The following is a 12,274-nucleotide window of genomic DNA, read 5'->3' on the forward strand; positions in this document are numbered from 1 at the left end:
CGGCGCACACTCAGTACGACCAATTAGGAGTCGGCACGGGTACCGAGATCTACTTGCATGATCTTCACATTGTCGGCAAAGCAAAGAGGACGGTTGGATATTGCCTTTCGTGCGCACGATGGCCGCCGCGGCCACCGCCAGGACGATTGCTGAAGCGATGTGACCACGAACGTGTTTGTGTGTACATAAGGGCTCAGCGTCGCTCGCGCACGAAGCCCTCCTGGGCGACGGACGCCACCAGCGTGCCGTCGGCCTTGAAGATCAAGCCACGCGCGAGGCCTCTTCCAGAGTGCGCGCTCGGCGACTCCTTGGCGTAAAGCAGCCAATCGTCCGCCCGGAATCCGCGGTGAAACCACATCGCATGATCGAGGCTCCCCGACATCATGCGGTCATCGAACACCGTGCGACCATGGCGAGCCATCACCGCATCCAGCAGGGAGAAGTCTGATGCATAGGCCAGTACGCACATGTGCAGCATCGGATCATCAGGCAGCTTTTCGGTGGTCCTGATCCAAATGTGAACGCGGCCATCGTCAATCTTTTGACCAACATAACGGCCGATTTCTACCGGGCGCAATTCAATTGGACGATCGGATCTATAATAGCCGCGGATGATTTCCGGCATCTCCGTAAATATCGCCAGCTTTGACAATTTTGCCGCTGCGAGTTCTTCCGGCGGCGGCACGTCAGGCATTCTGTCTTGATGATCGAACGCCGCCTCCTCCTCGGCATGAAACGATAGCATGATAGAGAAGATCGTGTCGCCGTGCTGGATCGCGATGACGCGGCGGGTCGAATAGCTCTTGCCGTCGCGCAGACGTTCGACCTCGTAGATAATCGGGACCTTCGGGTCTCCGGGCTGCATGAAATAGCAATGCAACGAATGCGGGAGCCGACCTTTCACCGTGCCATATGCTGCGACCATTGCCTGTCCGATCATCTGGCCGCCGAACACCCATTGCGAGCTAGTTTTCGGACTGTTGCCGCGAAACAGATTCACCTCGATCGGTTCGAGATTGAGGCTGTCGAGCAGGTCGACGAGTATCGTGGACATTGACGTGTCCTTGGTTTATTCTGCCTCATTCCGAGGCATAGCAGGAAAGCCTTGGCCAAAATCCATCCTGGGATCGGCTCTTTCGAGGCTCACCGGTCCTTCGCCGTCTTCCAGCAATCGGCGTGCCAATAAAGGTCGTGCAGGCCTGCTTGAAGGACGGAAATCCATTTCCATGCCGTCGCTGACGGAATGGTCGCGCTGTATGTTGAGTTTCGGACGTAGACGTATCCAGCCGGACACGCCTGGACACGTCAACAAGGCCGCGAAGCCACAACAGCGTTCGGTCTCGTCCCGAACTCTTCGCGGACGGCCTCAATACACATATTCTTTCTATCGATAATTCGCGCTTCGCATGAACTTTGCAGTTTGACGAAGACTCGGTCGCGGTAGGGACGCTGGTTGCCCAGCGCCCGCCGGTCACCGGGCGGTCGCCTGCCCCCGGTTCCCTCAGAACTAGCGTGCGAGTTTATCACACTACGCTCAGCACAGCTGTTACCTGCAGCTTCCGTATGCGAGGCGCAGTTTTGGTTTCAGCAACTGTGTCCGCTCTTTGAGTTGGTGGGAAGGCGTCCCAAGTGATGCGACATCCCGCCCAGCTCCGGTTACACAACATCTTGCGCCAGTAAGGATCGACGATCCGATAGATCTTGACGAGGCTCCGGAGATTTCCGGCGACGCCGTGGTAAGCATAGTGACTGCGAAGGCCGGCGTTGATTTCGCCATCTCGTTCACCGATTATTGGATGTCTTATTCGCCGCATCCCACTCTTCAAGTAATCCTTTCGGTTTCGCGTGCAATAGAGCGTCAGACCCAGGAAGTGGGTAGCTTCCGGGCGGTGCGCGGCGGCGATCAGGGTGAGACGCGCTCTCATCCTGATTGTCGCGCTATAGGGCGGCTCCTGCCGCGCTTGCCCGCGTATCTTTGCGCGAACCGCTCTAACACTCGCCACCGCGGCTCTTTGCTGCAACAACTTGGAGCGGTTTGAGACCTGCTCCTGCAAGCCTATGCCGAGGGACCTGCACTCATCTTTCACGCAGCAACGACACTGCTTTCCCCTTGCTGTTTCCCTCCCTTCTATGTGTCTCTTCAGCACACACACAAAAGCTCAGGAAGCCATCTCGTGGATTGCATTCAGAACCATCGTCACCGCGTGTTGGACGATCTCATCCTCCAACGCAGCGATTCCGAGCGGCCTCGGCTTGCCATTCGACTTGGGGATATATTCGGCCCAGACGGGAGTGCTTGGCAGCGGCCGGATTTGGATCGCATCTCATAGCGCTGCTATTCGCTCGTCGAGCGTCTTCCTCGTGATCGCCGACGTCACGCTGTCGACGTAGAACGCTTCAATTGCTTGAAGCGTTCAGTCAGCAATTTGCGGGTCTCGTGATGCATAAACGCCGTGAACCGTATCCTTCTACCCAGTTTTGTCAGTTCACGTATGGCGTTCAACCTCGTTAACGATCTGGTCCAGTTCTGTTTCCGGGGCGCGGGAGGCCGCTTGCTAATGCCCATTGGCTGCTCACCTTGCCTCCAGAGCTCGCGCGAACAACGGTGTCGACCCATCGCTTTTTTCAGATCGTTCATTGGTGTCAGATCGAAGGAGGCGCGCTCGATGCTCTTGCCCTGCCCCGTCCGCCCCACAACTGGACGTGCAGTTTTCCCGCATCCAACTTTCATGAACGGGCTCTCGCGGCCTTAAGCGAAGGGATCAGTGAGCCAGCCCTACCAGCTTGAACTCTGCGCGCAGCCGTTTCGTTGTACATTCCTTCCAGGCTGCGCTCTGCCACCACTTGGTGCGATGGAACCAGAGCCTTCGAACGATCCAACCATCCAGTTGACGGAAGCGTTTTCTGATATGGGAGCAACGGTAGTGGTTTCGCGATATACAGCGCACAACATCTTGCCTCGCTTAGCGTAACAGCGCCTACGCTCCAGAGTTTCGATTCGCGGACGAGCAGGCCGGCGGAATCTCAGCGCCGGCCTCTCTCAGAATCCAGCGTGAGGGTCTCCCCTCACTGGGTTCCCATCAGGCCAACGAGCCGCGTAGTCCGAGTTTCCTGTGTGCGAAAAGGTCACTCCATTCTCGAGATAGTCGAGCGATGATTTTTCCCGCTCGGGTCTTCCTTCGCTTCGTCCGTTGCTGTCTTTGCGGCGAACGCTGTAACGGGCCAAGCAGTTCTATCGCCAGGCGCGGATGGCGTTTGACAAAAGGACCATCGGACCCAGCCTTGACAATCTCGCCGAGACAACCACATGCGCCAAACACGCACCACTTGATTGGTGAACCAACGCAACCGTCGACTGCTGCCACAACGCCATAGTAGCCGAAGTGGCCCCGCATCATCGAGGACCGATGGCGATGCTGGTCGCGGGAACGACCAGTGGCAGTGCATCCGCCACGTCATTAGCCGTGGCCACCATGCGGGCAAACCGGCCCTTGGTCGTTACTTGCCGAACCATACTCTTGCCGTTCTTACCGTTGCGAGACCCCATAACCAACGAGTTTGGCCAAGAAAGTCGAAACCGGTCCCATCCGTCTCGGGATGGCGCGCTCGCTTTACCCTCCTTAAGCGGAAGAAGTCAACAAAGTGCGTCTTTTCGGTATGGACAGCGAGTCTCCGTCCAGCACCTGATCCATTTGAGAAAAACACCTATCGGTACAGCCATAACAAAGCTGCGCCGGTCCTATGATCTAGCCCTTCTACTCCGCACCCGGCGCTGCCACAACGACACGTTTCTATGCTCGAGCCCTATTCGATTTGGTAGCTGAGCAAGCGAGGCAGGCAATGGTTTAGTTCGCCCGGACTAACGGGTCGATCGAGCGACCCGTGCGATTTGTATAGCACTCCCCGTTCGTTCCGACTTCGTGCAAATCAAATTGGAGAACGAAATGCAAGAGCGGGTCGTTCACTCCGAGGCTGGTCACTCGACAGCACTCCTTCGGAATATCGCTTATGCGACCGGAGAAAGCAGGCCGCATCTAGATACAGGAAGGACGGATTGTCTCAAGCCCGTCGTTGGATGTTCCACGACTCGGGGCATCGTTGTTTCCGGCGATGGCTCAACTGATGATCGTTCGCAGTTAGCTGATTTTGTGCGATGTTCCTACTTAGGCCTGGACAATCATCCAGTAATCGTGGGTAAAGCGATCGAGGCGCAGCGGTCACTACATTCCTCAACCGCCCGAACGCGTCTCAATTTCGATCTTCTGGGAGACCTTGAAGCGGCTCTCTCCGAACTGTTCTGGGCGCGCGTGGTCGTCTTTTCTAGTGGCATGCTCGCCAATCTGGGCGCGATGTCCATTCTTGCTTCGGGCCAATTGACCGGTGGAACGAAGCCCGTCGTCGTGTTTGATAGCTTTGCACATATTTCGCTCGCCTGTCACAAGCCGCTGGTGGCTGATGAAACGAGGGTGGAAACGATCGCACATAATGACATGGACGCACTTGAACGCTTGTGCAGTGAAAATGCGGTGGTCGCCTATGTATGTGATGGTGTTTATTCCACAGGAGGCCATTCGCCGCTCAAGGCATTGTGTCAACTCCAGGAACGTTATGGGCTCTTTCTCTATATCGACGATGCTCACGGCATAACAATCGTCGGACGCCAAGGCGAAGGATTTGCCCGCTCTCATTTTTCAACAATTCTTGGTGAGCGAACGATCATTGCAGCTTCGCTGACGAAAGGCTTCGGCGCATCGGGTGGCATGTTGATGCTCGGAACGACCGAGCAAGAGGCTCTGTTTCGGAGGTGTTGCATTCCGTACATGTTTTCGGCGCCTCCCACTCTGGCGGCAATTGGCGCTGCGCTTGGCTCCTGCAAAATTCACCATTCGACAGAACTGGGTGAGCGGCAGAGGCGACTGGCGCAAAGGATCAAGGTCTTTGACCGTCGTGTCGCAACCGCCGAGCAAGGCAATTCACTTCCGATTAGAAGGATCGTCATCGGATCGGAGGCCAATGCGCTTGCAGTTGCAAGAGGACTTCTTGATCGTGGCTTTTATACCCAAATGACGCTCTTTCCAAAGCTCGGGCAAGAAACGGCGGGAATTCGAGTGCGCATTACAGTGGAGCACGAGGTCAGCGATATAGAGCGGCTGTGCAACAGCATCTTGGAAACAGTCGACGAAATAACCGAAAAGCCCTACCCTTTGAGGTGACGTGATGATTCAACGGACGAATTCATGTAGCTGACCGAAGGACTATGCGGACTAGGAGAATGGAAGCATGTCCTTCCTTAGGGCGTCGCGAGGGAGCCATCCATCTCTATGTCCGATTGAGATACGCGCACATCCTCTTTTGGTACGCTAGATAATACTTCAGAATCAGGACGTTGGCACGACGATTTGGCACCTGAACCGCTCTCGACGCAATCTTTTTGACGGAACCTTACAATATCTAGAAATATAAGACCTAAACAATCGGCTCTCTAGTCACGCGACAGCGATGCTGGAGTGCGATCGGCTCTTTTGATGCAAGGATCGCACTCTAAATGCTTCAGCTCACCTGTAGGTCAGCAAACGGTGAACGCCATGCGGACGACGATCGAGGCTAGAGAATTCGCAAGTGGACCGAGGCTACTGGCTGCACTTCTTCCAGTGGTAGCGATTCCCGGACGCGACGATCGGGCGACGCCTGCGGGAAGGTCTCGTATGCAATGCTGCTTAAGACACGACCCAAATGGATGACTGATTCTGTGACGGATGACGCGGAGAAGGCCTGCAATGCAGCTCAGCCTTAGGGCGCGGGCAATGCTAGGACAGCATCTCGGCTGCGCGTGGCACCGTGGGCATCGTCAGAATCTGCTTCAAGCCGAATAAGCGCGGATGAGCTGATCGAGACGATTGTCGACGAAGTCTTTCGGCGATGACTCCCTTGAGGAAGAAGGCCGCGGTTCGTACAAAAGCTAAGTGCGTCAACTCTGGCAGTCCTAGCGTCTCTCGCGTGGATTCGAGAAAGAATTGAAACGGTGGAACCATTCTGGGCCGCTCACGCGTGATACACAAAGAAACGCCCCTCGACACTCTTACGAGGCTTCGCATTGGGATAAGCGCGACGATTGTCGAACGCCGAGTGAGCCGTTATGGGGTTACAATACACCTCGGAATCGTAGCTCTTAAACAGAATAAGCTCGTCCGCGGTCATTTCCGGAAAATAGTACCAACGTTGAGCCGGATTGAAGTGCACAAAGCCGAATTTAATCGTGGTGTCGAGAGACGCATAGTTCACGGCGTCAATATCGGTATCGTGAAAGGACGCTCCATCGCAGAACGCTAAGGGAAAGTCCTGCGGGGGTGGAGAGAGCGCATGCCAAGTTTGAATTATCATCAATCGAGAATACGATCGAATCGTAACTCCCGCTAGTTGGCTAGCAATCGCGGCCAGCACAGGCCCGTCGATCGGCACGTAATCAATGTGAGCCAGTGCAACCGGATCCTTTACGCTGGGAATGGAGCTCCCACCGGCAGAACGAACGATGCCCCCCCCTCGCCGGGGCACGACCCACGAGGCGTTGAAGTAGTCTTTGATGAATGGCACCATTTCCTCCAGGTACTTATCACCCATAAGTTCTGGATCACGCTCGTTTGCACAGGATATCTTGTGCTGAATTAGAGTGAAGCCTTCCCGGTCAAGGGTGAATTGGTTCATTATCGGACGCGCGTTGCGAATGGTGACTTCGTAGGTTGACATAGACGGCGGGTCGTCTAGGTGACCAAGCAGCATGTTGGGAAGCCGTGCCGGAACCGCAACTTCGGGAGCTTTTTCGTCGGACGTACGTCGAGCAAAGGTAATTTGACCTTTGACACCCTCCGAGCATTGGCGGCTTACTTGCGCTGTCAGTGAGGCTTGTTTCGCATTTCCCATGATGCTTGGCTCCAGATCAGGATGATGAAAGCCCGTTCGGTCGCGGGTACTATTGTGAACCGGGCATCCTCGAAAGAGTACAGCAACAGGGAAAGGAGTCTTCCTACCAATTCTGGCGGACGCGGAAGATTACTCTCACTTTTTACAGACACGGATAGTTCAAGTGAGAAACCTGTGAGGCTGCAGAGGTCGGGCGAGGTGCCGGTCGAGCACCTCGGCCATTCAGCTTGGCCTTCACAGATCCGGGCATGCGGCTTTGGCGAGTAGGCCAGCAGGCTCTCACCGCCGCCATTCATAAACCCCAGCGTGAGACTCTCGCCTCACTGGGCTCACATCAGGCGATGGCACCCCTCCGAGGACGGACGCCTTGCGACGAGCTGGCCTGATGGTTGAGAACTGTACGTATGGACAGTAATATGATCTCAGTGCGCTGAATCGACTCGAAGTGGTGGAGACAGGCCGGCGGCGGCCTTGGCCTGAGGAGGAGAAGATGCAGATTGTTTTGGAGAGCCTGCCCGAGCCGCGCCTAGTTGTGGCGACAGCGCGACGATACAGCTTATCGCGTCTCTGCTGATGACTTGGCTAAGGGCCTTCGCGGCGAACCGGACCAAATCCGAGACTGCCTACGTCAGGGCAGTTGTAGCCGAGGATGGACCTCTAACGTCGATGGCGACGTCATCGGAGATTACGACAGCCCATTCGACGGAGCGTCGGATTGATATCGAACTGACCAGCGGGCGGCGCGTCATGGTCGATGCGGGCGTCGACGTCGAGGCGCTTCGTCGGATCATCGAAGCTCTGGATGCGCGATGATTCCAGTTCCTACGCGAGTGGTGTGGCTGGCGACGTGCCGACATGCGCAAAGGCCGCCTTTTTGGCGGAGGAGGTGCAAGAGGTGCTGCACCGGGATCTGCTGAGTGGTCATTTGTTCTGCTTCCGCGGGCGCCAAGGCGTTTACTGAAGGTAATCTGGCATGACGCCAAGGGGCGTGCCTGTTTACGAAGTAACTGGAGAGAGGTCGTCTTATGCGGCCATCGTTGGCTGGGCGGCATGGTGTCGAGCACGGATGAGCTATCTATTGTCCGGCATTTGATTGCCGCAATCCTCAAGACTCCTGGCGTCCGACGAGCGCGGGCTGAGAGTTTGTTGTTTGAGTCTTGCCGCGAATGTGATTCCATCTGGTTATGGACACCAGCGCCGCCCTGCCGCCCGATCTTGCCGCCGCACATGCAATGATCTGGCCGAGCGCGCGGACAGGCGTGCGACGGAAGTTAGGCTTGCTGAAGCGGCCAATGACCAGGCGAAGCTATCGAGTACCGAAGCGCTGATTGCCCATCTCAAGCTCGAGATCGAGCAGCTGCGACAGATGATCTATGGCGAGCTCAGAGCGGTCGGCGCGGCTGCTCGATGAGCTTGAACTTGAGGAACTCGAGGCGGACGCAACTGAAGATGAACTCGCTGCCGCGCGGCCGGGAAGATGCAAACGGCGTTCGTTTGAGCGCAAGCGGCCGGTGCTCCAACCCGTTCCCGATGATATCGAGCGGGAGCGCTTGGTTCTGCCGGCCCCGACGCAAAATGTCCCTACTGCGGATCGGCCCGGCTGTCGAAGGTTGGCGAAAGCGTGACCTCGACGCTGGAGGAGATCCCACGGTGGTTCAAGGTGATCGGTATCCCTCCATTGAGGGCCTGCGGGCAGCGTGATCACCTCGGTCCAGCGGCAGCGTCGATGGTCGCAGGCGGCTGGTTGCAGCATCGCTCGAGCCCGGAGTCACTGTTTCCGAGATGGCTCGCATGTCCGGCCCTCATGTGAGCCAGCTGTTCAGGTGGCGCAAAGAGTTTTGCAAGCACGGTGAGACGAGCATGGCGCCGTTAGTGCCGGTCGAGATTGGGTCGTTTGTGGCGCCGCGGGATGTGGCCGAAGGGCCATTGACGACGCCGGCGCGTCGACGGAGGAGCCAGGGCATCATCGAGATCGATCTTGGTAGCGGACACCGCATCCGGGTTGATGGAGACGCGCTGCGTCGAGTTCTCGAAGACCCGGCGCGCCAATGATCTCGATTCCGATCGCGTGCGAGTGTAGCTCGCGACAGGCTACACGGATATGCGCAGAGCCCTTCCGTCGTTGGCACTTCAAGTGCAGGAGGTGCAGCGCAAAGACCCGCTCAACGGGCATCTGTTCGTCTTCCGCGGTCGCCGCAACCAACACGCGACATTCTGCATACAGTCTTCGAAGCGCGACAATTGCATATCCGTGACATCCGCTTTTTCGGCGGATGCTTCAGGTCGCACCTTTCCGACGCGGCAAGGATTTGAAGTGCATCTATACCGAGGAGCGGCGTGGGTTTAGCCGCGAGGTTCCCAATTGGATGTTCGACGAAAGCTACTGTGCCGGCATGGCGCTTGGGCCGCCGCAGGTCAGTATTGAGGGGCTCAACGAATTTGCCGCAGTTCTGAAGCTTCTCGGCACGACTCAGGCGTCGGGCGCACGATCCCGTCCTTCAATGAAGAGGGAGAAAGGACGTGCGGAGAAAACACCAATATCGCGAGCCGATGCAACTGGGTCTGGATCTGGGGCATCGGATTCCCCAGAACCCGCTGGGCGCCAATCCCAACGACCTGATCCAGGCGCTCGCCGATCTCCTGCTGGAGGCGGCAGGCGTCGAGACGCTTCAGATGACGGGAGGTGATCATGAGCATCAAGATCACGCCTGATCACCTCAGTCGCGTCGCCGTCGTCTATGTTCGCCAATCGACGATGTCCCAAGTCATGGGGAATCTCGAAAGCCAGCGGCGGCAATATGACTTGGCGCAGGCCGCGGAAGCCGCCGGATTTAAATCGGTGACAGTCAATTGACGACGATCTTGGCCGCTCAGTATCCGGCAGCACGCAGCGGCCTGGATTTGAACGGCTTGTGGCGATGGTATGTTCGGGCGACGTCGGTGCTGTTTATTGCATCGAGGCGTCGCGGCTGGCGCGCAATGGACGTGACTGGCATCACCTGATCGACCTCTGCGCGCTCGCTGGCGCGTTGGTTATCGATCCCGACGGAGCCTATGATCCGCGGCTTGTCAACGACCGCCTGCTGCTCGGATTGAAGGGGACGATGTCGGAGTATGAGCTGAGTCTGCTTCGCCAACGGGGAATCGCCGCTCGAGACTCCAAGGCCCAGCGCGGCGAGTACCGCTTCATGCTTCCACCCGGATTTTGTTGGAATGAACTTGGCAAGATCGAAATCGATCCCGACGAACATGTGGCGGGAGTAGTCCGACTCGTCTTCACGAAGTTCCGCGAGCTCGGCAGCGCCCGGCAGGTCTTTCTTTGGCTACGCGCCGCCGACATCAAAATGCCTGTGGTCTTGAGGAACGTTCAAATCTACAAGCTTAGCTGGAAGGCGCCGGCCTATCACACGGTGATGCAGATCCTGCACAATCCACTCTATGCTGGCGCCTATGCGTTTGGCCGAATCGCCCAGAAGACACGGATCGTGGACGGTCGCGCTCGCAAGTTCAGCGGGTTGAAGAAGCCGCGGGAGGAATGGAATGTCCTCCTGCGCGACAATCATCCCGGTTATATTAGCTGGCAGGAGTATGAAGACAATCAGAGGCTGCTGCTGGAAAACGCGCACATCAAAGAAGAATTGCTCGCGTAAATCGGCGCGCGGGGGACGCGCACTCCTGACCGGCTTGATGCGGTGCGGACGTTGCGGGCGAATGATGCGTGTGTTCTATGGCCAGGCCAAGGGGAATGCCCATCGCTATCAATGCCGCGGCGATGACGCCCATGTCGGAGCAGGCCCATGTATCGGCATCGGCGGAGTGCGCGTCGATCGTGCGGTCGCGCTGCAAATCCTTGAGGCGGTCTCCGATCGGGCTGTTGAAGCCGCGATATTGGCGTCGGACCAGGTTGAGCGCTCGAGACAAGAGATCATCGCTGCCGTCGAACGGGAGCTTGAAGTTGCAAGCTACGAAGCGTCCCTTGCCGCACGCCGATACGAACTTGTGGATCCGGCGAAGCGTCACGTTGCCCGCGAACTCGAGCCACGCTGGAATGGCGCATTGGAGCGGGTTGCCGAGCTTGAAGGTCGTATCAAGGAGCAGCGCGTCGCGTCAGCGGAAACCCCCAAGATCGACCGCGCCCTGCTTCTGCAACTTGCGCACGATCTGCCGCGGGTCGGGAATGCACCGTCCACGGACACGCGCACCAAGCAGCGGCTAGTTCACATCGTGGTCCGAGAGATTGTTTGCGATCTCGACGAAAACACCAATGAAGCGGTTCTGCTCGTCCACTGGACCGGCGGCCGGCACACGGAGGTTCGGGTTGCTCGCGTAAAGACGGGCCGATATCCGGCCGATATGACACCCACTGCCGTTGACGCACTTCGCAAACTCGCTGGTCATTGGCCTGACCGGGAGCTCGCCGTGTCGCTCAATCGGATGCGTTGCAAGACCGGCGACGGCGAAACCTGGACGACTGTTCGCGTGCGGGAAATGCACGAACGCCTGGGCTTGCCGGAATACGACCCCGCATCATCCGACGGCAAAATGATCAGCCTTGCGAAGGCTGCGGCACACTTTGGGATTTGCGTCGGATCAGCAAAGAGCCTCGTGCTGAAGGGCATCCTGCCGGCAACGCAAGCGATCAAGGGGGCGCAATGGTTGGTTCCGGTCGACGCGCTGACGTCGGAGTCAATGCGCATAGCGGTGCAGCGCGTGATCGAACGTCGGCCGAAAAACTACATTGATTATCAGTACGATAGGTTGATCCGCCTGCCTGGAATCTGACAAAGGGACGTACAATGAAACGAGCTGTAGTGATCTTGTGAAGGTGATCTGGCACGGTGTGCTGCAGAGCATGAAGGAGGTGAATAACCAAATTTAATGCGTACAGCTTTATGAGAGATGGAGGACGACCCTCCTGCATCGGGCGTTCCAGGCGCAGGTGCAAAACCAGGACACTGTGGCTTCGCTTAAGAGGCGCGGTCATCAGCAAGTGTCGCAAAAGTCCAGGGTTTACGGGGCAGGTAAGTACCCAGAAGGCGAGCGAAAGCGAATCTTCCGATGACGCATCGAAAATTACTAAGGCGTCGCCAAAATCAGGGGCGCGTGCCATCCCTGAGATCAATCCGTGAGGCGCCTGGACTGCCGCGCGGATGGCGTCGGCGTTTAGGGGACGCGATCTGGATACAGGCTCTTGTAGGGAACTGCAGGAACCAGTCGTTGTGATGCCAAGGGAGAAGTTCAAGCGGCGCATACCGCGAGACGAGAGTACCGAAGCACAACACTGGCGCGGATCGGCTCTTAGTAGTGATGAAGGTGCTGAAATGGAACTGGGAGGGACGGGGTCGAAACAAGTGGG

10 protein-coding genes and 2 pseudogenes are annotated in these 12,274 nt (G+C 57.3%); 8 read left to right on the top strand and 4 right to left on the bottom strand.

The features are described from left to right. Positions 1-193 precede the first annotated feature (193 nt). A complete protein-coding gene (gene tesB, locus J2R76_RS18790) occupies positions 194-1,054 on the bottom strand; it encodes an acyl-CoA thioesterase II (protein WP_253624532.1) in 861 nt (286 codons plus the stop codon). Between the two features lie 2,890 nt (positions 1,055-3,944). On the opposite strand from tesB, the gene J2R76_RS18795 reads away from it, so the two are divergent. Next, complete coding sequence (locus J2R76_RS18795; RefSeq protein ID WP_253624533.1) at positions 3,945-5,213, top strand: aminotransferase class I/II-fold pyridoxal phosphate-dependent enzyme; 1,269 nt, start codon at positions 3,945-3,947, stop codon at positions 5,211-5,213. 829 nt (positions 5,214-6,042) lie between these two features. On the opposite strand, the gene J2R76_RS18800 is transcribed toward J2R76_RS18795, so the two are convergent. Further along, positions 6,043-6,918, bottom strand: a complete 876-nt coding sequence (locus J2R76_RS18800) for a CmcJ/NvfI family oxidoreductase (RefSeq protein WP_253624534.1) — start codon at positions 6,916-6,918, stop codon at positions 6,043-6,045. Positions 6,919-7,584: 666 nt separating this feature from the next. Here J2R76_RS18800 and J2R76_RS18805 point away from each other — a divergent pair. The 3 genes and pseudogenes from J2R76_RS18805 to J2R76_RS41035 all read left to right on the top strand — a co-directional run. Beyond that, entirely contained in the window at positions 7,585-7,731 is a 147-nt protein-coding gene (locus tag J2R76_RS18805) for a hypothetical protein (RefSeq protein WP_253624535.1), read from the top strand. 371 nt (positions 7,732-8,102) lie between these two features. After that, positions 8,103-8,584: pseudogene (locus J2R76_RS18810) on the top strand (IS66 family transposase); the annotation flags it as partial. Positions 8,585-8,658: 74 nt separating this feature from the next. Next, positions 8,659-8,763: pseudogene (locus J2R76_RS41035) on the top strand (transposase); the annotation flags it as partial. 24 nt (positions 8,764-8,787) lie between these two features. Here J2R76_RS41035 and J2R76_RS18815 read toward each other — a convergent pair. Further along, complete coding sequence (locus J2R76_RS18815) at positions 8,788-8,967, bottom strand: hypothetical protein (protein WP_253624536.1); 180 nt, start codon at positions 8,965-8,967, stop codon at positions 8,788-8,790. 52 nt (positions 8,968-9,019) lie between these two features. Between J2R76_RS18815 and tnpB the strand changes: the two genes are divergently transcribed. Next, positions 9,020-9,265: an IS66 family insertion sequence element accessory protein TnpB gene (tnpB, locus tag J2R76_RS41040; RefSeq protein WP_375166505.1), complete on the top strand. Its 246-nt coding sequence runs from the start codon at positions 9,020-9,022 to the stop codon at positions 9,263-9,265. A gap of 83 nt (positions 9,266-9,348) precedes the next feature. Here tnpB and J2R76_RS18820 read toward each other — a convergent pair whose 3' ends face one another. After that, on the bottom strand, positions 9,349-9,615 hold the full coding sequence (locus J2R76_RS18820; RefSeq protein ID WP_253624537.1) for a hypothetical protein: 267 nt from the start codon (positions 9,613-9,615) through the stop codon (positions 9,349-9,351). Between J2R76_RS18820 and J2R76_RS18825 the strand changes: the two genes are divergently transcribed. The 3 genes from J2R76_RS18825 (at position 9,608) to J2R76_RS18835 (ending at position 11,700) form a co-directional block, all read left to right on the top strand. Beyond that, positions 9,608-9,772 carry a hypothetical protein gene (locus J2R76_RS18825; protein WP_253624538.1) on the top strand — a complete coding sequence of 55 codons (165 nt, stop codon included), beginning with the start codon at positions 9,608-9,610 and terminating at the stop codon, positions 9,770-9,772. The genes J2R76_RS18820 and J2R76_RS18825 overlap by 8 nt on opposite strands. A gap of 64 nt (positions 9,773-9,836) precedes the next feature. Continuing rightward, entirely contained in the window at positions 9,837-10,568 is a 732-nt protein-coding gene (locus J2R76_RS18830; protein WP_253626037.1) for a recombinase family protein, read from the top strand. 61 nt (positions 10,569-10,629) lie between these two features. Beyond that, positions 10,630-11,700 (top strand): hypothetical protein, encoded by a 1,071-nt coding sequence (locus J2R76_RS18835; RefSeq protein WP_253624539.1) that lies wholly within the window; start codon positions 10,630-10,632, stop codon positions 11,698-11,700. Positions 11,701-12,274 lie beyond the last annotated feature (574 nt).

The organism is Bradyrhizobium sp. USDA 4532 (assembly GCF_024171315.1).
Lineage (GTDB): Bacteria > Pseudomonadota > Alphaproteobacteria > Rhizobiales > Xanthobacteraceae > Bradyrhizobium > Bradyrhizobium australafricanum.